The following is a 23613-nucleotide window of genomic DNA, read 5'->3' as shown; positions in this document are numbered from 1 at the left end:
AGTCAAAGCTACGGGCGGAAATCGCGAAATGACGCCGAGTTGTCAGATTCGTGTCGAGACACACACGAGCCGGCCCCTACCCCGGTCGTAGCCGGCGGCGGCGCGAACGAGACCGTGGGCGCTCCTGCGGCCGGGGTGCGCGGCCATAGCGTCGCACCATGATTGAAGTGCGGGAATTGACGAAACGCTTCGGCGCGACGACGGCGGTCGACGGGCTGTCGTTCACGGTGAAGCCGGGGCGGGTGACCGGGTTCCTCGGGCCCAATGGCGCGGGCAAGTCGACCACGATGCGCATGATCATCGGTCTGGACCGGCCGGACGCGGGGACGGCGACCGTCGGCGGGCGGCCGTACCGGGCGCATCCGGCGCCGCTGTGCGCGGTGGGAGCGCTGCTGGAGGGGCGGGCGGTGCACCGCGGCCGGACCGCTCGCGAACACCTGCTGGGGCTGGCGCGTACGCACGGGATGCCGGCCCGCCGGGTCGCCGAGGTGCTGGCGATGGTCGGCCTCACCGACGTGGCCGGGCAGCGGGCCGGTGGGTTCTCGCTCGGCATGAGCCAGCGGCTCGGGGTGGCGTCCGCGCTGCTCGGCGACCCGGCGGTGGTGATCCTCGACGAGCCGGTGAACGGGCTCGACCCGGACGGGGTGCTGTGGATCCGCACGCTGCTCAAGGATCTGGCGGCGCAGGGCCGTACCGTGCTGGTCTCCAGCCATCTGATGAGCGAGACCGCGGTGACCGCCGACCATCTGCTGATCATCGGTGCGGGCCGGCTGCTCGCGGATCTGAGCCTCGACGAGCTGATCGCCCGGGCCGGAACGACCCGGTGCCTGGTGCGGTCGCCGGACGCGAGCGCCCTGCGTGACGTGCTGCTCGCCGCCGGAGCGACGGTGACCAGCGCGGAGCCGGGAACCCTCGAAGTGCAGGGTCTGGACCCCGAAGCGATCGGTACGGCAGCGGCCGCGAACCGGCTGGTCCTGTACGAGCTCACCCCGCACCGGGCCTCCCTGGAGCAGGCGTACATGGAACTCACCCGGGGTGCCGTCCGGTTCCGCGAGGAGGTGGCGGCGTGAACGCGTACCGGGTCACCTTCTCTCGGGTGACGCACGCAGAGTGGGGGAAGCTGACCACCCTGCGCTCCACCTGGGTGGTCCTGTCAGCGGCCGCGCTGATCACCGTCGGGCTGGCCACGGCGATCAACTGGAACGTCTACCGCGACCCGAACGCCGAGGTCTCTCCCGGCGCGCTGATCGCGCAGACCTACCTCGGCATCGACGTCATCTCGCTGGTCCTCGGCGTCTTCGGCATCTTGATGGTCACCGGGGAGTACGGCTCCGGGCTGATCCGGGCGACGTTCGCCGCGGTCCCCCGCCGGGTGCCGGTGCTGTGGGCGAAGGCAGCCGTCCTCGTCCTCACGGCGTGGCCGCTGATGCTTCTGGTCTGCGTGTTCTCCCTGGCTGCCGCCGCGCTGATCGTCGGCCCCGGCGTCCCGCTCGGCGACCTTCCGGTGCGGGCACTGCTCGGCGCGGCCGTCGCGCCGGTGGCCTCGGCGCTGATCGGGCTCGGCTTCGGCGCCGTCATGCGGCACACCGCCGCCGCCATCACCGTCTACGTGCTCGTCCTGCTGGTGCTCCCGGCCCTGGTGCAACCGGCGCTCCCGGACCGGATCGCCGACGACGTGCTGCGTTTCGTCCCGGTCGCGGCCACCCAGGCGCTGTACGCGGTCGACTCCACCAACCCCTTCGAGATGCTGGCGCCCGGCCTGGCCGCGCTGACCGTCGCCGGCTGGGTGCTGCTCGCCCTGGCCGCCGGCAGCCTCGCCGTGTGGCGCCGCGACCCGTGAGCCCCGCCGGTTCCGGCCACAATGGGCGGATGAACGTGCACGGATGGCGCGTCACGGCTCAACAGCACCCCCACGTGGTCGACGCCGGCATCGCCGGGCTGGTCGCGCTCGGCTGCGGCCTGGTGCTGACCGGCCGGACCGGTGCGACCGTCGAGCCCGCCACCGCCCTGGACTGGGCGACCGTGGTCCTGTCGCCGATCCCGCTGATCTGGCGCCGCGACGCACCCGTGCTGGTCTTCTGCGCCGTGACCGCGCTGTTCTGGGCATCCAACGCGGCCGGCGCGCAGTCCCCGGCCGCGTTCGTGGTCAGCCTGACCGCTCTGCACGCCGTAGCCCGATACCGTCCGGCCCGGTTCGCGTGGCCGACCGCCGCGCTGGCCGTACTCGTCGGGTTCGACAACCGGCTGGAGCCGGCCCGGGCGTGGGGCGCCTTCGCCGCGCTGGCGGCGGTGACGGTCGCCGTCGTCCTGATCGGCATGAACCAGCGCACGCGTGCGGCGTACCTGAGCGCCCTGGAGGACCGCGCCCGGCTCGCGGTCGCCGAGGAACGGGCGCGGATCGCCCGCGAGATGCACGACGTCGTCGCCCACCACCTGGCCGTCATGGTCGCGCTCTCCGACGGCGCGGCGGCCACCGCGCCCGGCGCGCCGCAACGCGCCGCCGACGTGATGGGCCAGGTCTCCGCCACCGGACGCCAGGCCCTGGGCGAGATGCGCCGGCTGGTCGGCCTGCTGCGCGGCACGTCCGAGCCGGGCGAGAGCACCCGCGCGCCGCAGCCCGGATTCGACGACATCGACGCGCTGGTCGACCGGATCCGGGCGGCCGGAGTACGGGTCATCGTGCGCCGCGAGGGCACACCGGGTCCGTGGGGTCCGGGCGCCGGACTGGTCGTCTACCGGATCGTGCAGGAGGCGCTGACCAACACCCTCAAACACGCCGGGCCGCGGGCCACCGCCGAGGTCACGGTGCGCTACCTCGCGGACGGGGCTGACGTGTCGGTCGTCGACGACGGCGCCGGCCGGGCCGCCCGGCAGCCGGCGCCCGACGGCCGGCACGGGCTGGCCGGCATGCTGGAACGCGCCGCCGCATACGGTGGCCGCGTCGGCGCAGGTCCCCGCGACGGGCCGGGCTGGCAGGTGCACGCGACGCTCACCTTCGACCGGGCCGGAACCCGCGCATGAGCGTCTCGGTGCTGCTCGCCGACGACCAGCCGCTGCTGTCGCTCGGATTCCGGCTCGTCCTGGAGGCCCAGCCGGACATCACCGTGGTCGGCGAGGCGGGCAACGGCGCGCAGGCGGTCACGATGACCCGGGCGCTGCGGCCGGACGTGGTGCTGATGGACGTACGCATGCCGGTCCTCGACGGCATCGAGGCCACCCGGGAGATCGTCGGCGCCGGCAGCCCGGCCCGGATCCTGGTGCTGACCACCTTCGACCTGGACGAATACGTGTACGCCGCGCTGCGTGCCGGAGCCAGCGGCTTCCTGCTGAAGGACGTGCCGCCGGCCGACCTGGTCAGCGCCATCCGCGCCGTCGCCGGCGGACATGCGGTGGTCGCGCCGGCGGTCACCCGCCGGCTGCTCGACACAGTGGTGCCGCTGCTGCCCGGCCCGGCCGTCGAGGACGTGCGGCTGCAGCGGCTGACGTCGCGCGAACGCGAGGTGCTGCGCCTGGTGGCGCGCGGTCTGTCGAACACCGAGATCGCCGCGGACCTGCACCTGTCCGAGGCCACCGTGAAAGCGCACGTCGGCCGGCTGCTGAGCAAACTCGAGCTGCGCGACCGGGTGCAGATCGTGGTGTACGCCTACGAGAACAACCTGCCCGACTAAAGGGCTGGCCGGGTCGCGGTGCAGGCGCGCACCAGCCCGCCCTCTCTTTCCATCCAGCCGGACCCGCACGGCTGGCAGAGCACCGTTCGCGCGGCGGCCGGCGCTCTGCGGCGGGAGACCTTCCGAATAAACGGCCACACCCAAAGCGGGTGTACCCACACCCGCAACGGGTGTGCCAGCGTTCGGGAACCCATACGTCACCGGGACCGCCGTACCTGGCCGCCAGGCGGCGCCGAAGGCGGACGCCGGCCCCGCGGACCCCTCAGCTGGGAGTCGCGGCTTGATCCACCAACGCTGGTCACCGCCCCGCGCGCTGATCCGGCGTCACATGGCGCCCGGATGCAGGCAACGCCTTCGATGACACGCGAACAACCCCGAGCGAGCGCCGAACAACCCGGCTGGCTGTCAGGGCTGTTTGCGCGGGCGGGAAACAACCCTGAGGGCCAGCCGGACCGGGGTCTGCCCGTGCGGCGGGCCGGGTTGTACCGAGACCGGCGCTATCCGGCGGGCAGGCCTCGAGCCGCAACCGGTCTATGAGCCTTCGCGGGTCAGGGTCTGCTTGTCGGTTTCGGCCTTTGCGGGGTACGGGCTACGCCGTCGCGCCGAAGTCGTGTCCGTTCTGCCGTGCCGCGCGATCCAGGCATCGCGTCACGGCCCCGAGCGCGGCTGCCGGGCTCACCCTGATCCTCACGCTGCACCCGCGGATCGCCCTCCGCCTGTTCTGAGCGCTGCCCCCGGCCGCGCGAACCGCTCTCCACGCCCAGCCGGAAAGGCAAACTGCGCTTCGCCCAGCCCGACCGGCGCCGGGGGTTGGGTGACGTCGCCAGCGGGCGGCTGAGGCGGTGTTTTCGGCCTTGTTGATCACCGGGCCCTGCGACGGCGCTGTCTCACTGCCCGGCAGACAGCACTGATGCGCGGCCCAGTGATCGAACAGCCTCCAAAAGCGGGCCCGGCCGTGCGTTAGCGCTGCCTGCAGCCGACCGGTCGGCTGCTGTTCGGCGGCCGGGGATGCTGTTCGCTGGCCGGCTGCTGTTCGGTGGCCGGGGATGCTGTTCGGTGGCCGGCTGCTGTTCGGTGGCCGGCTGCTGGGGTTTGAGCGTGACCAACAGGATGAGCCCGGCGGTCGCGCCGGCTGCCGTGCCCCCGCGGCAGGCTCGCGCGGAACGGCGGGAACGGCCACGACTGCGGCGGGGCGGCATAGCCCGTACCCCTGACCCGGCGCAGCGGGCACTGGTTGCTCAGCCGGCTCGCAGCGCGGAGAGCACCGCGGTGATCTCCGGGCGCGGCGCCGGCGGGCGGCGGACCGCCGCGGTGATCCGGCGGGTCACCGGCGGGGTCAGCGGCCGGGTGACCACCCGGTAGCGCGGGTCGATCGCCAGGCTCGGCAGCACGGCGATCGACCGGCCCGCCTCCACCTGCTGCAACGCCAGCATGTAGTTGTTGAAGCGGCAGGTCACCGTCGGTTCGAAGCCGGCCTCCCGGCACAACCGGGTGGCCAGATCAGACATGTACGAGCCGGCCACGTCGAACGTCCACGGCTGGCCGGCACACGCCTCGACCGCCACGCTCTCGTCCGCCGTCAGCGGGTGGTCCACCGGCAGGACCAGCACGATCTCGTCCTCGGTGATCGGCATCAGGTCGATCCCGGGGTCGAGTTCGACGCCCACGTAGTCGCGGGTGGTGATGATGACGTCCACCTCGCCGCGGCGCAGCGCCGGCATGCTGTCGTGCGGCTCCAGTTCCAGCAGCACCACGCTGACGTCCGGGTGGCGTTCGGCGAGGCGGCTGATCGCCGGTCCGGCCAGGGCATGCACCGCGCTCTGGAACGCGGCCAGGGTCACCGTGCCGGCCGGCTCGTCGGCGAGGCCACGCAGCTCGGCCTCGACAGCGTCCATCGCGGCCAGGATCTCTCGGGCCCGGCCGGCCAGCAGCACCCCGGCCGCGGTGAGCCGCACGCGCCGGCCGGTGCGTTCCAGCAGCACGGTACGGGTCTCCCGCTCCAACGTGGCGAGCTGCTGGGACACCGCGGACGCGCTCAGATTGCCGTGGTGGGCGACGGCGCGGACAGTGCCGTACGTCGCCAGGTCGGCCAGCAGCCGCAACCGCCACGGATTCAGGGCCATGGCCGTGACTGTACGGCTCTGCTTAACAGCCACCGCCAGAAAGACGAGATGGACCTGACGCTCGGCGGTTCCTACGGTCGGGGTATGGCTGATTCGTTCTGGTCCGACGCCGAGCGTCACCTGGTCCGCTACATCGGTGGCGGCAGCTTCGTCCCGGAGATCATCGAGCGGGCCGAGGGCAGCTTCGTCTACACCGCCGGCGGCCGCCGGCTGCTCGACTTCACGTCCGGGCAGATGAGCGCCATCCTCGGCCACTCGCACCCGGCCGTCACCGCCACCGTGCAGCGGCAAGTGGCCACCCTCGATCACCTGTTCAGTGGGATGCTCAGCCGGCCGGTGGTCGAGCTGGCCCGGCGGCTCGCCGAGTCGCTGCCCGAGCCGCTGAGCAAGGTGCTGTTGCTGACCACCGGCGCCGAGTCGAACGAGGCGGCCATCCGGATGGCGAAACTCGTCACCGGCCGGCACGAGATCGTCTCGTTCGGCCGGTCCTGGCACGGCATGACCCAGGCGGCGGCGAGCGCCACCTACAGTTCCGGGCGCAAGGGGTACGGGCCGGCCGCGCCCGGGAACTTCGCGATCCCCACCCCGAACGCGTACCGGCCCGACTTCACAACCGCCGACGGTGAGCTCGACTGGCGGCGGCAGCTGGACTACGCGTTCGAGCTGTTCGACGCGCAGTCGGTGGGCAGCCTGGCCGCCTGCATCGTGGAACCCATCCTCAGTTCCGGCGGCGTCATCGACCTGCCACCCGGCTACCTCGCCGCGCTGCGCGACAAATGCCACGAGCGTGGCGGCCTGCTCATCCTCGACGAGGCGCAGACCGGCCTGTGCCGCACCGGGGACTGGTACGCCTTCCAGCGCGACGGCGTCGTACCGGACATCCTCACCCTGTCCAAGACGCTCGGCGCGGGCCTGCCCCTGGCCGCCGTGGTGACCAGCCCCGAGATCGAGCAGACCGCCCACGAGCGGGGCTTCCTGTTCTTCACCACCCACGTCTCCGACCCGCTGGTCGCCGCGGTCGGCAACACCGTGCTCGACGTCCTGCACGAAGAGCGTCTGGAGCTGCGGGCCGCGGAGCTCGGGGCGTACCTCTCCAAGGGCCTGCGTGAGCTCGCCGAACGCCACCCGGTGATCGGTGATGTGCGCGGCCGCGGCCTGCTGGTCGGACTGGAGTTGGTGGCCGACCGCGACACCAGGGAACCGGCCGACGAACTCGGCGCGGCAGTCACCCGGCGTTGCCTCGAGTTGGGTCTGCATATGAACGTCGTCCAGCTGCCCAAGATGGGCGGCGTCTTCCGGATCGCCCCGGCGCTGACCTCGTCACCGGCCGAACTCGACCTGGGCCTGGAGATTCTGGACCAGGCGATCAGCGACGTCACGGGATGACCATCCTTTTTGTACGATCACCCGAGGTAAGCCGGACCGAACGGACCGTGCTTGCGATGATCTAGAACTCGCATCGATGAGCATCCGTGTGTGGAGACGGTAGGCAGCTGCGCCTACCGTCTCGACGCAGGGGGAACGAATGCTCAGCACAACCCGGTCCCGGATCCGCGCGCTCGCCGCCGTGGGCCTGGCCGTGGCCGCCACCGCGGTCCTCACCGTCTCCACCGCCGGCTCGGCCGCCGCCCAGACCACCCCGCTCATCCCGGACATCATCCAGCCGCCGGCCGGCTCCAAGCTGGTCGGCGCCTACGTGGTCACGAAGGGGACCCAGACTTACACGTGCGTCGTCCCGGCCGGCGCCACCACCGGCGCGTACACCGGCGCGTCCGTTCCGGAGGCCAAGCTGTTCGGCACCGGCGGCTGGCTGCACCACTTCGGCGGCCCGAGCTGGCAGTCGGTCAGCGACGGCTCGCTGGTGACCGCGGCCCGGGTGGAGGGCTCGCCGCGCCCCGGCACCATCCCGGAGCTGCTGCTCAAGGTGACCACCCGCACCGGCAACGGGGTGCTCAGCCGCTCCGACTACATCAACCGGCTGCGCACCTCCGGCGGCGTGGCGCCCACCGGCACCTGCACCACGGGCCAGACGGCCAGCGTCGCGTACGGATCGGTCTATGTCTTCTGGGACGCCCCCGGCGTCTGACCGGCACCCGGGCTGCCGCCGCCGATCGGCGGCGGCAGCCGGCCCACCTCAGTCCCCGCCGCCTCCGCCGCCGCTGTCGCCGCCCCCACTGTCACCGCCGCCGTCCCACCAGGAACCGCCACCGTCATGGCTGTCCCCGCTTGACGAGTAGGTGCCGTCGTTCCCCGAGCCCGACCTGCGCTTGCGGCGCCCGACCTTCGCCTCGGCTTGAGCCTTCTTGAGCGCCTTGCGCACCGGGTTGTTCCGGTTGATGTTGATATTCCAAACGACCAGAACCACGACGCCGACCAGCAGCAACGCCCCCACGACAATCACCATGGCGCCAGTGTGAGGGAGCGGCTCCACCCCGATGCCAGCGGCCGCCGCTAACGTGGCAGGTTCGCCGCCGCGGCCACTCGGCCCCGCCACTCGCGCCGGATGGCGAGCAGATCCGCACGGTGCTTCTCCACCCAGGCGTCGAGTCGCTGGTCGACCAGCCGCATGGCGGCGAGGTAGGCGGGACGCCGGCAGTCCACATCGGCAGCGAAGACTGCTTTCATCTCGGCCAGACCGCGACGCCATTCCGGGCTACGCGGTACGCCGTTCAGCCTGCTCGCGAACAGGAATTCGGAGCGATCCGCGCCGACGACATAGCCGTGACGGTCCTTCATACAACCGTCGTACCCCCGCCACGCCTCGACGACCGTGGGGTCGCGATCGATCGGCTCCAGCAGGTCATGGAAGGCGGTGAGCTCGTACGCGCCGGCGGGTGGATCGATATCGAAGTACGGCTTGTAGTCGTACACGGCCCTGCATTCGTTGAGGGCATCCACATCGTCGGGCTTCACCGGCGGATCGATGACTCCCGCCTGCCGCAAACGCAGATACGCGTACTCGTTCAACTCGAACCGGCGGGTCCCGGCCGTCAAAGAATCGACCCTGCGCGTCGGCTGACGGTCGCGCCGCAGGTGCGGCCCCGCCGGCAAGAACCACGATCCAGGACACCACTGCCACCAGCCGACGCCGCATAGCGATCCAACGAACGCGAGCAGGTGTTCGTTACGTCGCAGGCTGACGGTTACCGATGACGCTGTAGCGGTGACTTGTCTCCCACGAGCCAGAGATGACCGTACGGATCGAAGAAACCACCTTGGCGGTGCGTGCCCCACGGTGCGGAATGGTCGCGCACCGGATCGTGGTAGTCAGCTCCGGCCTCCGCGGCGCCGCCGACGACGGAGTCCGGGTCATCGACGAACACCTCGATCCGGGCTGTGGTGCTGCCGAGCGCCTTCGGGCTTTCCCACCCGTTGTTAGCGGGCTCCGCGACGAAGAACGGCGCCCCCTGGAGTTCCAGGCCGACGACCGAGCCGAGGTTCCACAGCTCAGTGGCGCCGAGGGCTCGCTGATACCAAGCGGAAGCTGCTGCGGCGTCCGGCACCGCGAGCATGACGGAGATGGCGGTCATGAATGGGAGGGTAGCCGGGAACGCCGCGCAAAAGGGGGTGCCGGGCCCGGCACCCCTGATGGAACGACCTCAAGCGGCTCAGGTGTTGTTGGCCAGCGCGATCAGGCGGCTGCGGTCGCCGTTGAAGTAGTTGCGGTCGACCGCGCCGCTGATGCCGGGGACCGCGCCGCTCGCGGTGTACTGCCAGAAGCTGTAGTACGGCGCGCCCGCCGGCAGCGTGCCCGGCGTCGTGGCCCAGCGGGCGATCCACAGCGGGTGGTTGGCCCACGGGCCGCTCCAGTTGCCGGTGCAGCTCGTCCACCAGCTCGTCGTCGTGTAGATGACCGCGTACCGGCCGGTGCGGTTGCGGTAGGTGGCCAGGAAGCCCGAGATCCAGGTGCGCATCGCGGCCTGGCTCAGGCCGTAGCAGGTGGCGCCGTACGGGTTGAACTCGATGTCCAGCGCGGCGGGAAGGGTCCGGCTGTCGGCCGACCAGGCGCCGCCGCTGCTGGCCAGGTAGTTGGCCTGCACCGCGCCGCTGGAACGGTCGGGCAGGGCGAAATGGTAGGCGCCCCGGATCACTCCGGCGTTGTACGCCCCGACGTAGTTCGTACCGAAATTGGGGTCCCGATAGCTCACCCCCTCGGTGGCCTTGATGTAGGCGAACTGGATGCCCGCGTTGCGTACGCTCGTCCAGTTGATCGTTCCCTGGTAGCGCGACACGTCGATGCCGGGCGTGGCGGCGGCCGCAGCGGGTGTCGCGGTGACCGCAAGGGTGGCGGTGATCGCCGTCGACAGCGTGATCAACGCTGCGGCGAGCTTTCCGGAAATACTCATGCGGCCATTCATATAGGTGAATGCGAGAGGAGGCAATGCAACCAACCCCCGCCCTCCGGATAACCTCAGCCTGCGGCACGTCAGCAGGAGAGGAACCAACAGGCAGTGGGCAACGAGGAAGACCTGCATCTGCTGCGCGCCTACGAGCCGGTGGCCCGGTTCACCGAGGGTGAGTACTTCTTTCCGGTCCCGGTCGACCGGTACGTCAGCCGCGCCGGGCTGTGGCGCTCCGAGCCCGGGGAACGCCCGGTCCAGGTCGCCACGCCGGGCGAACTGAGCCTGGACACCCTCGCCGCGGCCGGCGGTGCTGAGCTCGGGCTCGGATATTCGCTGTCGGGCATCGACGGCGACGAGACGCATCTGCCCGCGCACATCCCGCTGCGGGACCGCCCACCGCACCTGGCCCGGTCGAGCCGGCTGGCGTCGGTCGGGCTCACCGCCCGGCTGATCGACACGCTGAACCGGTTCTCGCTGCTGTTCCGCGGCAGCGTCCCGGGTGGCAGCGCGGCCCGCTCGTTCCTGCTGCAGCGCGATCACCTCGGGCCGGGGCGGCCCACCTACTACGGGCGGGTGGTGCGCGACGACCCGTGGATCGTCTGCCAGTACTGGTTCTTCTACAGCTTCAACAACTGGCGTTCGGCGTTCGGCGGGGTCAACGAGCACGAGGCCGACTGGGAACAGGTGACGGTCTACCTCGACGCGGCCGGTCCGCCCGGGCCGGACGGGCTGCCGAAGCCGGCGTGGGTGGTGTTCTCGGCGCACGAGGAGACCGGCGACGACCTGCGGCGGCGCTGGGACGACCCGGACCTGACCGTGGTCGACGGCCGGCATCCGGTGGTCTTCGTGGGCGCCGGCTCGCATTCCGGCGCGTACCTTCCGGGCGACTACCTGATCACGGTGCGGCCGCCGCGCCTGCGCGGTCTGGTCAATGCGCTGCGCTGGTCGGGGCGGCTGCTCGCACCCTGGTCGGCGGAGGATCAGCGCAGTCTCGGCATCCCGTACGTCGACTATGCCCGCGGCGACGGCCGGGCGGTCGGCCCGGGCCGCGACGAGGCCTGGCATCCGGTGGTGATCGACGACGACACCGCTTGGGTACGGGACTTCCGCGGCTTGTGGGGCCGTGACACCCATGACCGGCTGGGCGGCGAGCGCGGCCCGGCCGGCCCTCGCTACCGGCGGGACGGCACGGTACGCCCGGCGTGGGCGGATCCGGTCGGCTGGGCGGGCCTGGCCAAGGTCGTGCCCGATGCGGCCACCGAACGCAAGCTCGCTGAGGCGCGTACCCAGCGGGATCGTGACCGGATCGCCGAGCTGGACCAGCAGATCGCTGAACTGCGGCACGAACTGACGGTGGCGGCGGCGGGCCTGCCCGCCGGTGACCCGGAGGTTCGGGCCCTGCTCGGCCAGGAGCAGCAGTTGCTGGGCCTGCGGATGGAACGCACCCGGCTGGCCGACGAGTTGCACCGCAGTGCCGTGGCCGGGCCGTTGCCGCGGCATCCGCACGCTCATCTGCTGCACCGGCGGGTGCCGATGGAGGCCTCCGCCGGGTTCCTGGGCCGGGCCCGGTCGTGGTGGGCGGTGCTCAGCACCCCGCTGATCCTGTGGGCGATCGGGGCGGTGCTGTCCCCGCTGCCGATCGCCGGGCAGGAGACCGCCCTGGTCCTGTTGCTGGTGCTGCTGATCGTGGAGGGTCTGGTCCGGAAGAAGTTCCTGGCCGTGCTGGTACGCCTACTGCTGGCCTGCGTCGCGATCCTCGCGCTGGTGGTGCTCTGGTACGACGGGCGCTACGTCGTCACTTTCACCTTCTTCGCCGCGGCGCTGCTGGTGCTGCTGGTCAATGTTCGCGAGGCGACCCGCCGCTGACCTCGTTTCAGCAGGCGCATCAGTACGGTGGATCGATGGTTCTCCCCCGGTTCGCCGCCATCCGGCCGTTCGCGGTACTGCCCTGCGCCACCCCGGCCGAGGTCGCGGCCGCACTCGGCAAAGCCCGCGACGGCGGGCACCCGGTGGCCGTACGCGGCGGCGGCCATTGCTTCGCCGGCCGGTCCACCGGCACCGGGTTCGTGATCGACACGAGCCCGATGAGCGGTGTCGAGATCGACGGCGACCGGGCCGTGATCGGCGCGGGCACCCGTCTCGCCGAGGTGTACGACGCGCTTGCCGCCGCCGGCCGTACGATTCCGGCGGGTTGCGGGCCGACCGTCGGCATCGCCGGGCTGACTCTCGGCGGCGGCCTCGGCATCCTCGGCCGCCGGTACGGTCTGACCTGCGACAGCCTCGTCGCCGCCCGCCTGGTGCTCGCCGACGGCCGGGTGCTCGAGGCCGGCGACGACCTGCTGTGGATGCTGCGCGGCGGGGGCGCTCCCGGCGTGGTCTGCTCGCTGACCTTCACCACCGTGCCGGCGCCGGACTCGACCGCGTTCCGGCTGCGGTTCCCGGCCGCCGCGGCCACCGACATCGTCGACGCCTGGCAGCACGCCCTGCCGGCCCTCGACGACGCCCTGGCCCCCAGCCTGGTGGTCACCGCTGCGCCGGACCTGGACGTGTCCGTCTTCGGGGCGGCACCGAACAGCGCCGCGGTGGACGACCTGATCAGGCGCCTCGGCGTAGCGCCGGTGTCCGACGACCGGCAGGCCGGCACGCATCGCGAGACCAAACGGTGGCTGGCCGGCGAAGACGTCCCGGACGACCGGTTCGCCTACCTGCATTCCGAGTACTTCCGCTCGCCGGTGCCGGCAGCGGAGCTCATCGCCCGCCTGCTCGACGACCGCCGGCCCGGTGAGGAGCGGGAGCTCGACTTCTCACCGTGGGGCGGCGCCTACAACCGGGTTCCGGCGGACGCGACCGCGTTCCCGCACCGCGACGCCCGGTTCCTGCTCAAGCAGACCGCCACGGTGGCGCCCGGTGCGCAGCCGAGCCCCTGGCTGGACGAGTCCTACGCGCTCATGCACCCGTTCGGCACCGGCGGCGCCTACCCGAACTTCCCGGAACCGGGCCTGCCCGCCGAGGCCTACCACCTCGGGAACACCGCACGGCTGCGGCGGCTGAGGGCCGCCTACGACCCGTCCGCGGTCTTCACCGACGAGGTCTGATCCGCGGACGCGGCCCACCAGCTGAGGATCTTGTCGACCACCGGTCCGGGCGACCGCACCCAGTAGATGTGATCGTTGCTGGCGCCCTCCGGCACGTCCTCGCGCCGGTAGAGCCACCTGGTCAGGCTCCCCGCGGCGAACAGCCGGCCGGCGAACCGGTCGACGGCCGCCGGCGGCGCCAGCCGGTCGCCCTGCAGCGCGACCACCAGCGCGGGCGTCTCCACGGGCGCGGCAGCCGGGAACGGGGTGCGCCCGGTGACCGCCATCCGCCCCCACTCCCGCATCAGGGTGCGCGCCCCGGGCCCACCGAAAGCCGGCTTGGGCAGATGGCCGAAAAGGGCGGTCAGCGCCGGCACGATCACGCCACCCATCAGGGCGAGGGGCAGACCACGGTACGGGTAGTCGCGGTGATACGGCAGGCAGGTGCCCACCGTGACGATCCCGTCGGCCGGCGCCCGGTTGAGCTGGTGCCCCACCGCGAGCTGCCCGCCCAGGCTGTGACCGAGCACGATCACCGGGCGGCCGGGCGCCTCGGCGCGCGCGGCAGCCACCGCCCGGGCCGTGTCGTCGATCTCGTCGCCGTACGACCAGTCGTGCTGACGCGAGGCCGCCGGCTCGCCGGGCTCGAAGCCGCGTCGTGGCAGCGCCCGGGCCGCCCAGCCGCGCGCCTCGAACGCCTCGACGAGCGGCCGGTAGTACCGCGAGCCGATGCCCATGGCCGGGGAGATCAGCACCAGTGGCGCGCCGGGGTCGGTCACCTGGCCATCTTCCGCGGGAGCTGCTTGATCACCCGCGTGACAGTACCGAATCCGACTGCCCGGCCGGCTGTGGAACTCCTCACGCGTCCCGGGACATCGCCACGTCGACCGCCAGCACCGACGCCAGGATCAGCAGGTGATCCTGGCCCTCGGCGATGCGTACGCCATAGGTGTCACGGATGCTGAACCACTTCTTGGAGACCGACGCCACCTCCACGCCGTCCCGCTCGATCGTGAACTCGTGATCCAGCAGATTGCCGCGGACCTCCAGGTCATTCGGCCCGGGAACGTCGATCGTGAACTTCTCCCGGAACGCGGTGAACACCTTCTTGCGCAGCTCCGCGGCCTTCTCGCCGCCGATGGTGATCTCGTACGTCGGGCGCAGCGCCACCAGATGCCGGTGCACCTGCGCCAGCTCCTGCCCCTCGAGGTCCCGGATGATCAGCCGGTTCCGCAGGGTCAGCACCTTGCCGTCGACGTGCAGAACCTTCCGACCGTCCTCGTCGGTGATGTCGAAGTCGTTGCCGATGTCGAAGAAGCGCTCCCGGATCAGATACATGCCTCCCATACTTGCCGCTGCGCACAAGACTCGCTTGGATCCGTGCATGGGTGTCGACGGCAAGGCTCTGGTGCTCGGCGGTGGCGGCGTCACGGGCGTCGCGTGGGAGATCGGCCTGCTGCACGGCCTGGCCGAACACGGCGTCGACCTGATCGATGCGGGGCTGGTGATCGGCACGTCGGCCGGGTCGTCGGTGGCGGCTCAGGTGCTGTCCGGCGTACCCCTCCAAGATCTTTATGGCGCGCAGCTCGCCGATGCCGGCGGTGAGGTCGCCGCCCGGATGAGCCCCGGCAGCCTGCTGAAGTTCGTGGTCGCCGGCCTGCGGCCGGGCGATCCGGTGCGCGGCCGCGCCTGGCTGGGCCGTCAGGCGCTGCGCGCCCGGACGATGCCGGAGGCCGAGCGCCGGGCGGTGATCGCGCGCCGCATCGGCGATGCCGGCTGGCCCGCGACCCGGTTGCTGATCACCGCGGTCGAGGCCGAGACCGGAGAGGTACGCGTATTCGACGCGGCCAGCGATGTCCCGCTGATCGACGCCGTGGCCGCCAGCTGCGCGGTGCCGCTGACGTGGCCGCCGGTGACGATCGGCGGCAAACGCTACATCGACGGTGGGGTGCGCTCGGTCGCCAACGCCGACCTGGCCGCGGGCAGCCGTCACGTGGTGGTGCTGGCGCCGGTGACCATGTCGCCCCGGCGTTCCGGCCGGCCGGCCGCGCAGGTCGCCGCGCTCGGACCGCAGGTGCGCAGCGTGGTGGTGTCGCCGGACGCGGCCGCGCGCGCCGCGATCGGCCGCAACGTGCTGGACCCGGCACGGCGTCGGCCCGCCGCGGAGGCCGGGCGGGCGCAGGCAGCCGCGGTGGCGGACCGGGTACGCGCGGCCTGGACGTGACCGGTCAGGCCGCGCCGAACGGGTTGTCGATGACGTAGCGCCACCTGCCGTCGTCGCCACGCCGGGCGATGTCGGTGGCGGTGCCCTCGATGTGCACCGGGTTGCCGTCGGGCCCGGCGCCGTCGATCGACCAGTCGGCGATCAGCAGAGCGATGTCGCCGGTGGTGTAGACGTGCCGCAGGCTGACCCGGATCGGCAGGCCGAGGCCCATGAACTTGCCGTTCGCCGCGGCCCGCGACTCACCGGTGACGGGCCGGCCGGGGCCGGGCACCAGGACAGCGTCCGGCTCGTAGAGGGCGTCGACGGCGGCCGGGTCGCCACTGTTGAAGGCGGCGGCGAAGGCGGCCGGCAGCTGGGCGGCATCGGTGAGGATGGGTTCATGGTCGGTCATGAGAACAGCGAAGCCCAGGCAGCCGTGACTCACCAAACGGAAAGTGCCGGCTGGGACCCGGAGCTGGTCCGCGACGAGGCCGGCCGCACGGACCGGCCGGCGCCGGACTGCCCGGTGGAGGTGGCCCTGGCCGCGCTGAGCAGGCACGCTCGCGGTGGGCGGCGCGTCGGACTTGAGGGATTCAACGAGCCGGTTCGGCCCCGGTGACGATCGACCGGCGAGGCTCGCGCTTCGTGGTCATTCGGGCGCCGCAGCGTTGCCAACCGCGGTGGGTGCCGTGACGATCGGCGTCGCTTCGATCCCCGTCGTCCCGCTTCTCCCGGCACAGAAAGGACTCGGCGCAAACGTGCGGTCGTCCCTCTCCCCCTCCGTTTCCGGCTCCGGGCTCGAACAGCCCGCCACCGTCGATCTGAGCAACCGCTGCGTCGGCAACTCGTACGTCCTGGTCTGCCCGGTCGGGCAGGGCGCCACCGGCACGGTCTGGCGTGGTGTGGACCGCTCCACCGGCGAGCCGGTCGCCGTCAAGCTGCTGCACGAGGGTCTGCTGCGCCAGCCCAAGCTGGTCACCCGCTTCGTGCAGGAACGCACCATCCTGCTGATGGTCCGGCACGAGAACATCGTCGGCGTCCGCGACCTGTTCAGCGTCGGCGAGTCCATCGGCCTGGTCATGGACTTCGTGGCCGGCGGCAGCCTGCGCGACCGGCTGCGGGCGGCCGGCACGCTGCCGCCCGCCGACGCCGCGCGCCTGCTGGCGCAGGTCGCGGCCGCGCTGACCGAGACGCACGCGCTGGGCGTGGTGCACCGCGACGTCAAGCCGGACAACATCCTGCTCAGCGACGCGGGCCAGGACGCCGAGGTACGCCTGACCGACTTCGGCATCGCCCGGGTGCTGGACACCGCGGGCCTCACCACCCCGCACGCGATCATCGGCACCCCGCACTACATGGCGCCGGAGACGATCAGCGGTGGTGAGGCCGCCCCGTCGGCCGACGTCTACGCGCTCGGCGTCACGCTCTACGAGCTGGTCTGCGGGCACACGCCGTACACCGGGGAGCCGCTCGGGGTGCTGCAGGGCCACCTCAACGACGTGCCGGCGCGCCCGGCCGGGCTGCCCGACGAGGTGTGGTCGGTGATCGAGGAGTGCCTCGACAAGGACCCGGCCCGGCGCCCCACCGCCGCCGATCTGCAGGACACGCTGCGCAAGCTCGCCCGCCGCACCGCGGGCGTCCCGGCCCTTCCGGTAACGGCCGGCACCGTGGTCACCGAACCCCGCGGACTCGCCACGGACCTGCCGAAACCGGCGCCGCCGCGACCCGCCCGCCGACCGCACCGCAACGGCCCGCGCAGCTGGTTCTGGAGCCGGCACGGCCTGGTGATCGCCCTGGTCTCGGGGTCGCTGGCGGCGGCCGGGTGGGGCGGTTACAACGCGTGGCAGCTGCGCGATGCGCAGCGCACACCGGCGCCCGCCACCGCGCAGGTTCCGGGGCAGAACACCGAGGCGAAACCCATCCTGAGTACGCCACCGCAGCCCCTGCCGTCCGCGCAGACCACCCCGTCCGCGCCCCCGGCCCTCGCAGCCGCCGCCGGCGTCGGTGCCGGCGTTGACGGCGGTGACGTCCGGTCCGTGGCGCCGCCCGCGGCCGGCAGATCCGGCGCGGCGCAGGTCGGGGTCACCGCCGGGCCGGGCCGCATCGGCGCCACCGTGGGCCCGGGCCAGGTCGGCGGCACGGTCGAGTTCGGGCCCTGGCAGTGCGGCGAGAAGTACAGCTGGGACCTCGGCCACCCGGTCCTGGCCCAGGCCTGCCACGCGCTGGGGCCGGCTGTCCGGGTGCAGGGCGAGATGGAGGCGGCGCCCGGCGTCCAGGCCGACATCTCCCTGGCGTTGCACGACGCGGAGACCGACGAGATCGTCGCCGGCCCGTACCGGTGCCGGGGGCTGATGTTCACCGACTTCGCCATCAAGCACAGCTGCGGCCCGGGCGAACTGAAGGCGCCGCGCGGGCGCTCCTATGTCGTCGTGCAGAAGTGGGAGTACACCGGCCGGCCGCTGCTGCCCGGCGGAACCATCCGGGGCCGCGAGTTCAGCTGGTGAACCCCCCGGCCGGCGCCCGGCTGTGCGCAAGCGATGCAGACCGACTCGCCGCCGGCGTTCCTATTTGTTCGATCCAAGTTGCTGCGTGTTCGAATCGGTTCAACTCTTGCGCCTTCTGTTAGGACTGTGTCACGTTGTCGTGGCGTACGTCTCACCCCCCGTCGCATGTGGCCGCGCCGTCCTCGCGGTCCGCCTGCCGACGCCCAAGGAGGGCGCATGTTCCGACGCACCCCGTCCCGTTCCCACCGCCTCCGCACCCGCCTCGCCGCAGCGTTGATGGCCGCCACCGCCGTCATCGCCACCGTCTCCCCCGCCGCGGCCGCACCGATCAAGACACCGCCGCTGACCACCCCGTGGACCAGCCAGGTCAACCCGGCCGCGCCGCTGCCGGAGTACCCGCGACCGCAGATGACCCGCCCCGACTGGCAGAACCTCAACGGCGAATGGCAGCTGCGCCAGTCCGCCACCAACGACGCGCCACAGTTCGGCGTGAACCTGCCGGACCGCGTCAACGTCCCGTACCCGGTGGAGTCAGCCCTGTCCGGCATCATGCGCGCGGCCAACGACAACCGGCACTACCTGTTCTACCGCCGCACCTTCACGGTGCCCGCGAACTGGTCCGGCCGCCGGGTGCAGCTGCACTTCGGCGCGGCCGACTGGGAGACCACGGTCTGGGTCAACGGCCAGCAGATGGGTACGCACCGCGGCGGCTACGACCGTTTCGAGTTCGACATCACCCCGGCGCTCAACGGCGGCACCAACGAACTCGTGGTGAAGGTCTGGGACCCCACCGACTCCGAGCAGAACGGCATGGTCCAGGCCGTCGGCAAGCAGACCAAGACGCCCGGCGGCATCTTCTACACCCCGAGTTCCGGCATCTGGCAGACCGTCTGGATGGAACCCACCCCCACCTCGTCGATCTTCAGCGTCGACTACTACCCGAACCTGTCCAACAACACCCTGCGCGTACGCGTCTTCACCAGGGGAAACGTCTCCGGTCACTCGGTGCTGGCCGAAGCCATGAACGGCACCACCGTGGTCGGGTCCGCGACCGGCGCCTTCACCGACTTCTCGGTGCCGGTGCCCAACGCCCGCCGCTGGTCACCGAACGACCCGTTCCTCTACAACCTGCGCGTCACCCTGCGCAACGCGGCCGGGGCCAATGTCGACCGGACCATGCACTACTTCGGCATGCGTGAGGTCGGCGCCGCGACCGTCAACGGCATCCGCCGGCCCACCCTCAACGGCCAGTTCGTCCCGCACGTCGGCACCCTGGACCAGGGCTACTGGCCGGACGGCCTCTACACCGCGCCCACCGACGCGGCGCTCGCCTCGGACCTGCAGCGGCACAAGGACCTGGGCTTCAACATGGTCCGCAAGCACATCAAGGTGGAACCGGCCCGCTGGTACTACCACGCCGACCGCCTCGGCCTGCTCGTCTGGCAGGACATCCCGTCGATGACCGCGGACGCCGGGGTCAACGCCAACGCGGCGCAGCAGGCGCAGTGGGAGACCGAGGCCCGCGAGATCATCGACGAGCACCGCTTCTCGCCCGCGGTGGTGCTGTACACGCCGTACAACGAGGGCTGGGGCGAGCTCAACCTGGCCACCACGACGCGGGTCGGCAACGAGCTGAAGGCGTACGACCCGACCCGGTACATGAACACGCACAGCGGCTTCAACTGCTGCCAGTCCAACGGCGACCCCGGCAACGGCGACCTGGCCGACTGGCACTACTACACCGGGCCGGAAGCGCCCCGGGCGACCAGCACGCGGTGGTCGGCGCTCGGCGAGTTCGGCGGGGTCGGGCTGCGCGCCCCGGGCAATGAATACAGCCCGAACGGGAACTTCCAGGCGTACGAAATGGCCGGCTCTTCGACAGCGCTGACCGACCGCTACGTCCAGCTGGTGAACGCGTCCGCCCAAATGGTGCGCAACGGCGGGCTCAGCGCCACCGTCTACACCGAGATCACCGACGTGGAGGGCGAGGTCAACGGCTTCCTCACCTACGACCGCAGGGTCGCCAAGATGGACCAGGCGAGGGTACGCGCAGCGCACCAGAACCTGTTCACCCAGGCGGGTCAGGCGCCCCTGCCCCGCGTCGGGCTGCAGGTCGGCTCACGGGTCTCGCTGCAGGCGCAGAACGTGTCCAGCCGGTATCTGCGGCACCAGAACTCGCTGGTCCGCACCGACCCGGTGACCGCTTCCAGTGATGCGCTGACCAAGAACGACGCCACGTTCGTGGTGCGGCAGGGCCTGGCCGATCCGTCCTGCTACTCGTTCGAGGCGGTCAACGTCGCGGGCAACTTCCTGCGGCATGCGGACTCACGCGTACGGATCGCCTCGGGCTCCGGAACCGTCTTCAACGGTGACGCCACCTGGTGCGCACGCCAGGGCCAGACCGGGTCCGGGGTCTCCCTGGAGTCGTACAACTTCGCCGGCTCCTACATGCGGCACTACAACGCGGAGGTGTGGCGCTCCACCGGTTCCGGCGGCGCCGCCTGGAACACCCCGAACCTGTTCCCCAACGACACCGTCTGGAACGTGGTCGCCCCGTGGGCGCCGTGATCTGACAGCGATGCGGTTCGGCGGCTCAGCGCCGCCGAACCGCCCCGTATCGCTCGGCGAGCACGTTGCCGATCGAGGCCAGATGGTCGCGCACACCCGGCGGGCCCGTCACCTCGAGCCATTCGACCAGCCCGGCAAGCTCTCCGGCGAGCGTGTGCTCGTCGTTGCCGCGGATCACGACCTCGATACGGCCGTCGGCCGTGGAACCTCCCACCTCGAGCCGGCCGCCGAACCCCATCCGGAGCACGCCTATCCCGTCGGGCACGCATAGCGCCCGGGCCTCGAGGGGCATTCGCCTGCGGTCGACCTCGTCGGCGATCTCGCGCCAGCTCCCGGCAAGGTCGAAGTCCACGGGCCGGTGCACGGGATCACCGGTCGGGTCGGCAGAGGACACGCGGTCGATCCGGAAGGTCCGCCGACCTGACTCGGTGCCGGCGACGAGGTACCACGACCGACCTTTGGCGACGATGCCCAGCGGGTGGACGGTCCTCTCCGTCTCGGCGCCGGTGCGGTCGACGTAGCCGAGCCGCACCTGAACGCCGCGGATCACCGCGTCCTGGAGCGGGTCGAGGAAGCGGGGTGGCCGGCGTTCGGCCCGGCCCGACCCCCATCGTTGCGGGTCCACGACCAACGACGACGCAGCCGCCTCGGCCTGCACCCGGAAGGGCTCCGGCAAAGCCCGGACCAGCTTGCGCAGCGCCGCCTTCACGGCCGGCGTCGCCGCCGAGGCCGGACCGGCGACCAGGAAGAGGGCCCGGGCCTCACTCGCGGTCAGCCCGGACAGATCGGTACGGGCGCCGCCCACGAGACGCCAGCCACCGCCCCGGCCCTGCAGGGAGTACACGGGCACCCCGGCCATGGCCAGGGCGTCGAGGTCGCGGCGGGCGGTGCGCTCGGAGATCTCCAGCTCGCGGGCGACCTCCGCTGCGGTCACCTGCTCACGGTGTTGCAGCAGGAGAAGGATGGCCATCAGTCGGTCGGCTCGCACCCCGTTGATACTTCCGGGAAAACCGGTCAGGAGGTGACCTGTTTCGGTCGGCAGGATGCCGACATGACCTCAGCAACGAGTTTGTTTCCCCAGCCGACCCTTATTTCGGTCAACGGAGTGGAACTGGAAGTCTTCGAAGCCGGCCGGGAGAATGCGGGAAACCCCATTGTGCTCTGTCACGGCTGGCCGGAGCATGCCTTTTCGTGGCGCCACCAGGTGCCCGCCCTCGCCGCAGCGGGCTATCACGTCATCGTCCCGAACCAGCGGGGTTACGGCAATTCATCCCGTCCGGCCGAAGTGACGGAATACGACATCGAGCACCTGTCCGGTGATCTCGTCGCGCTTCTCGATCATTACGGATACGAAGACGCCACCTTCGTCGGTCATGACTGGGGGGCAATGGTCGTCTGGGGCCTGACCCTGCTGCATCCCGACCGCGTGAACAAGGTGATCAACCTGAGCCTGCCCTACCAGGAGCGCGGCGAGAAGCCCTGGATCGAGGTCATGGAAGAGGTGCTCGGCAGCGACTTCTATTTCGTCCACTTCAATCGGCAGCCAGGCGTCGCGGACGCCGTGTTCGACGAGAACACCTTCCAGTTCCTGCGCAACCTGTACCGCAAGAACGAACCCCTCAGAGCGCCCCAGCCGTTGATCGACCTCGCGACAGCAGAAACGCCGCTCGGCGAGCCGGTGATGAGCGACAGCGAGCTGGCCGTTTTCGTCGCCGCCTTCGCATCGACCGGGTTCACGGGCAGCCTGAACTGGTACAGAAACCTCGACCGCAACTGGCACCTGCTGGCGGACGCGAACCCGATCATCCAGCAGCCCACGCTCATGATCTACGGTGACCGTGACCTGGTCGCGAAGTCTGAAAGACTCACTGATTTCGTGCCCAATGCGGACGTGGTCAATCTGGATTGCGGTCATTGGATCCAGCAGGAAAAGCCGGAAGAAACGAACCAGGCGATTCTTGAGTGGCTGAACCTGCCTCGAGACTGACCCTCCCGCGCCCTGTCAGCGTGTCCGCTGAAGTCCGTGGACCGGGCGCACCGATCACTCACCGAACTCAACAAAGGGATGGACGGTGGCAATCGCCTCCGGGCGAGAGCCCGCGACCCATCGGCAGGCGGCGTCGGCAGCCAGATAGATGTCGCGGGTCTGGCCAAGTGCCCGCTGCCGGCCGTTTCCGTGGAACGACAGCAGGTAGGACCCGTCCACGTCGCGCACGTTGACGAACCGATCCGCATGGGACAGGACGGCTTCCGCGGTGCCGGCCGCAGTGAAGTCAGCGTTCACGACGTCGTTGAGCACACTGGCAAGGTCATTCATCGCTTGCGGGCGACACCGCAGTACACGTTGAGCGCTTCCGGGGTGGCCGCAGGGGCGGGTCGCCACAGCGGCGTCGGCACGACGCCCGGCTCGACGACGTCGAGGCCGGTGAAGAAGCTGTTGATCTCCTCGACCGTACGCAAGTGGTAGTCGGCGCCGCTGCTGCGCGCGGTGCGGACCGCCTCGGCCGTCTCGGCGGTCACGACGCTGTCGTTGACGACCAGGTGGCTGCCGGACGGCACGGCGGCGAGGAACTGCGCGACGATCTCTGCGGGACCGGGCACGTCGGTGTCGGCAACGTTGCCGAGAATGCCGAGCATCATGACAGCGATCGGGCGCTCGAAGTCCAGGGTCTTCGCTGCGGCCTGGAGAATGGCCGCGGGGTCGCGCACGTCCGCGTCGACGTAGTCGGTGACGCCCGACCCGACCAGCAGGGCGCGGGCGTGAACCAGCACGAGCGGGTCGTTGTCGACGTACACCACCCTGGCATCCGGCGCGATGGCCTGGGCGATCTCGTGGGTGTTCCCGGCACTGGGCAGGCCCGTGCCGAGATCGAGGAACTGCCGGATGCCGGCCTCACCCGCCAGGAACCGCACGGCCCGGCCGAGGAAGTCCCGCGAGGCCCGCGCGACCTGTACGACCTCGGGATACACGTCCTTGACCTGGTCGCCGACGGCACGGTCGGCGGCGAAGTTGTCCTTGCCGCCGAGCCAGTAGTTCCAGATCCGTGCGCTGTGCGGCTGATCGGCGTTGAGCCGCGCCTGCAGGTCAGGGTTGGAACCACTCATTCGGGCCACCTCCGCCAGGATCATA

General features: G+C 71.3%; 24 protein-coding genes. 13 read left to right on the top strand and 11 right to left on the bottom strand.

Features of this window, described 5'->3' with window-relative positions; translation table 11 throughout:
* Positions 1-158: 158 nt before the first annotated feature.
* Genes OHA21_RS10835 through OHA21_RS10820 form a run of 4 tightly spaced genes read left to right on the top strand, consistent with a single transcriptional unit; the run spans position 159 to position 3668 of the window.
* Complete coding sequence (locus OHA21_RS10835) at positions 159-1070, top strand: ABC transporter ATP-binding protein (RefSeq protein ID WP_328472797.1); 912 nt, start codon at positions 159-161, stop codon at positions 1068-1070.
* Positions 1067-1840 carry a hypothetical protein gene (locus OHA21_RS10830; protein ID WP_328472794.1) on the top strand — a complete coding sequence of 258 codons (774 nt, stop codon included), beginning with the start codon at positions 1067-1069 and terminating at the stop codon, positions 1838-1840. The genes OHA21_RS10835 and OHA21_RS10830 overlap by 4 nt, the downstream gene beginning before the upstream one ends.
* A 29-nt stretch (positions 1841-1869) precedes the next feature.
* Complete coding sequence (locus OHA21_RS10825) at positions 1870-3021, top strand: sensor histidine kinase (RefSeq protein ID WP_328472792.1); 1152 nt, start codon at positions 1870-1872, stop codon at positions 3019-3021.
* Entirely contained in the window at positions 3018-3668 is a 651-nt protein-coding gene (locus OHA21_RS10820) for a response regulator transcription factor (protein WP_328472790.1), read from the top strand. Before OHA21_RS10825 ends, OHA21_RS10820 begins: the two co-directional genes overlap by 4 nt.
* Positions 3669-4906: 1238 nt before the next feature.
* On the opposite strand, the gene OHA21_RS10815 is transcribed toward OHA21_RS10820, so the two are convergent.
* Complete coding sequence (locus OHA21_RS10815) at positions 4907-5791, bottom strand: LysR family transcriptional regulator (RefSeq protein WP_328472787.1); 885 nt, start codon at positions 5789-5791, stop codon at positions 4907-4909.
* 84 nt (positions 5792-5875) lie between these two features.
* On the opposite strand from OHA21_RS10815, the gene OHA21_RS10810 reads away from it, so the two are divergent.
* Positions 5876-7177, top strand: a complete 1302-nt coding sequence (locus tag OHA21_RS10810) for an aspartate aminotransferase family protein (RefSeq protein ID WP_328472785.1) — start codon at positions 5876-5878, stop codon at positions 7175-7177.
* A gap of 139 nt (positions 7178-7316) precedes the next feature.
* Positions 7317-7877, top strand: a complete 561-nt coding sequence (locus tag OHA21_RS10805; protein WP_328472784.1) for a DUF3455 domain-containing protein — start codon at positions 7317-7319, stop codon at positions 7875-7877.
* A gap of 48 nt (positions 7878-7925) precedes the next feature.
* Here OHA21_RS10805 and OHA21_RS10800 read toward each other — a convergent pair whose 3' ends face one another.
* From OHA21_RS10800 to OHA21_RS10785, 4 genes are all read right to left on the bottom strand, one after another.
* Positions 7926-8195, bottom strand: coding sequence for a hypothetical protein (locus OHA21_RS10800; RefSeq protein WP_328472782.1), 270 nt, complete (start codon positions 8193-8195; stop codon positions 7926-7928).
* Positions 8196-8242: 47 nt separating this feature from the next.
* Positions 8243-8758, bottom strand: coding sequence for a hypothetical protein (locus OHA21_RS10795; RefSeq protein ID WP_328472780.1), 516 nt, complete (start codon positions 8756-8758; stop codon positions 8243-8245).
* Between the two features lie 176 nt (positions 8759-8934).
* Positions 8935-9321, bottom strand: coding sequence for a VOC family protein (locus OHA21_RS10790; protein ID WP_328472778.1), 387 nt, complete (start codon positions 9319-9321; stop codon positions 8935-8937).
* A 78-nt stretch (positions 9322-9399) separates the two neighbouring features.
* Positions 9400-10137: a GH25 family lysozyme gene (locus OHA21_RS10785; RefSeq protein WP_328472776.1), complete on the bottom strand. Its 738-nt coding sequence runs from the start codon at positions 10135-10137 to the stop codon at positions 9400-9402.
* 105 nt (positions 10138-10242) lie between these two features.
* Here OHA21_RS10785 and OHA21_RS10780 point away from each other — a divergent pair, with 105 nt between their 5' ends.
* Both OHA21_RS10780 and OHA21_RS10775 read left to right on the top strand, forming a co-directional pair.
* Positions 10243-12000 (top strand): hypothetical protein, encoded by a 1758-nt coding sequence (locus OHA21_RS10780; RefSeq protein ID WP_328472774.1) that lies wholly within the window; start codon positions 10243-10245, stop codon positions 11998-12000.
* A gap of 35 nt (positions 12001-12035) precedes the next feature.
* The gene (locus OHA21_RS10775) at positions 12036-13229 is read left to right on the top strand and encodes an FAD-binding oxidoreductase (protein ID WP_328472772.1); all 1194 of its coding nucleotides are present in this window, start codon (positions 12036-12038) and stop codon (positions 13227-13229) included.
* Here the strand turns inward: OHA21_RS10775 and OHA21_RS10770 are convergent.
* Entirely contained in the window at positions 13193-13987 is a 795-nt protein-coding gene (locus tag OHA21_RS10770) for an alpha/beta fold hydrolase (RefSeq protein WP_328472770.1), read from the bottom strand. The two genes, OHA21_RS10775 and OHA21_RS10770, sit on opposite strands and share 37 nt — an antisense overlap.
* Before the next feature lie 79 nt (positions 13988-14066).
* Positions 14067-14546, bottom strand: coding sequence for an LURP-one-related/scramblase family protein (locus OHA21_RS10765; RefSeq protein ID WP_328472768.1), 480 nt, complete (start codon positions 14544-14546; stop codon positions 14067-14069).
* A 46-nt stretch (positions 14547-14592) separates the two neighbouring features.
* Here OHA21_RS10765 and OHA21_RS10760 point away from each other — a divergent pair, with 46 nt between their 5' ends.
* Complete coding sequence (locus OHA21_RS10760; protein WP_328472766.1) at positions 14593-15432, top strand: patatin-like phospholipase family protein; 840 nt, start codon at positions 14593-14595, stop codon at positions 15430-15432.
* Between the two features lie 4 nt (positions 15433-15436).
* Here OHA21_RS10760 and OHA21_RS10755 read toward each other — a convergent pair whose 3' ends face one another.
* The gene (locus OHA21_RS10755; protein WP_328472764.1) at positions 15437-15823 is read right to left on the bottom strand and encodes a YybH family protein; all 387 of its coding nucleotides are present in this window, start codon (positions 15821-15823) and stop codon (positions 15437-15439) included.
* Between OHA21_RS10755 and OHA21_RS10750 the strand changes: the two genes are divergently transcribed.
* From OHA21_RS10750 to OHA21_RS10740, 3 genes are all read left to right on the top strand, one after another.
* Entirely contained in the window at positions 15812-16030 is a 219-nt protein-coding gene (locus tag OHA21_RS10750; RefSeq protein WP_328472762.1) for a hypothetical protein, read from the top strand. The genes OHA21_RS10755 and OHA21_RS10750 overlap by 12 nt on opposite strands.
* 139 nt (positions 16031-16169) lie before the next feature.
* Positions 16170-17915 carry a serine/threonine-protein kinase gene (locus OHA21_RS10745; RefSeq protein WP_328472760.1) on the top strand — a complete coding sequence of 582 codons (1746 nt, stop codon included), beginning with the start codon at positions 16170-16172 and terminating at the stop codon, positions 17913-17915.
* A gap of 216 nt (positions 17916-18131) precedes the next feature.
* Positions 18132-20483, top strand: a complete 2352-nt coding sequence (locus OHA21_RS10740) for an AbfB domain-containing protein (protein WP_328472758.1) — start codon at positions 18132-18134, stop codon at positions 20481-20483.
* Positions 20484-20508: 25 nt separating this feature from the next.
* On the opposite strand, the gene OHA21_RS10735 is transcribed toward OHA21_RS10740, so the two are convergent.
* Positions 20509-21417 carry a helix-turn-helix transcriptional regulator gene (locus OHA21_RS10735; RefSeq protein WP_328472756.1) on the bottom strand — a complete coding sequence of 303 codons (909 nt, stop codon included), beginning with the start codon at positions 21415-21417 and terminating at the stop codon, positions 20509-20511.
* Between the two features lie 9 nt (positions 21418-21426).
* Here OHA21_RS10735 and OHA21_RS10730 point away from each other — a divergent pair, with 9 nt between their 5' ends.
* Positions 21427-22470 (top strand): alpha/beta fold hydrolase, encoded by a 1044-nt coding sequence (locus OHA21_RS10730; RefSeq protein WP_328472754.1) that lies wholly within the window; start codon positions 21427-21429, stop codon positions 22468-22470.
* Positions 22471-22524: 54 nt separating this feature from the next.
* Here OHA21_RS10730 and OHA21_RS10725 read toward each other — a convergent pair whose 3' ends face one another.
* Both OHA21_RS10725 and OHA21_RS10720 read right to left on the bottom strand, forming a co-directional pair.
* Entirely contained in the window at positions 22525-22782 is a 258-nt protein-coding gene (locus tag OHA21_RS10725; protein ID WP_328472752.1) for a hypothetical protein, read from the bottom strand.
* 14 nt (positions 22783-22796) lie between these two features.
* Entirely contained in the window at positions 22797-23588 is a 792-nt protein-coding gene (locus tag OHA21_RS10720; RefSeq protein WP_328472750.1) for an SAM-dependent methyltransferase, read from the bottom strand.
* Between the last annotated feature and the right edge of the window lie 25 nt (positions 23589-23613).

Source organism: Actinoplanes sp. NBC_00393 (genome assembly GCF_036053395.1).
In the GTDB taxonomy this organism is placed as follows: domain Bacteria; phylum Actinomycetota; class Actinomycetes; order Mycobacteriales; family Micromonosporaceae; genus Actinoplanes.
The sequence above is the reverse complement of the archived record's forward strand: the minus strand, read 5'-3'. Positions and strand labels throughout refer to the sequence as shown.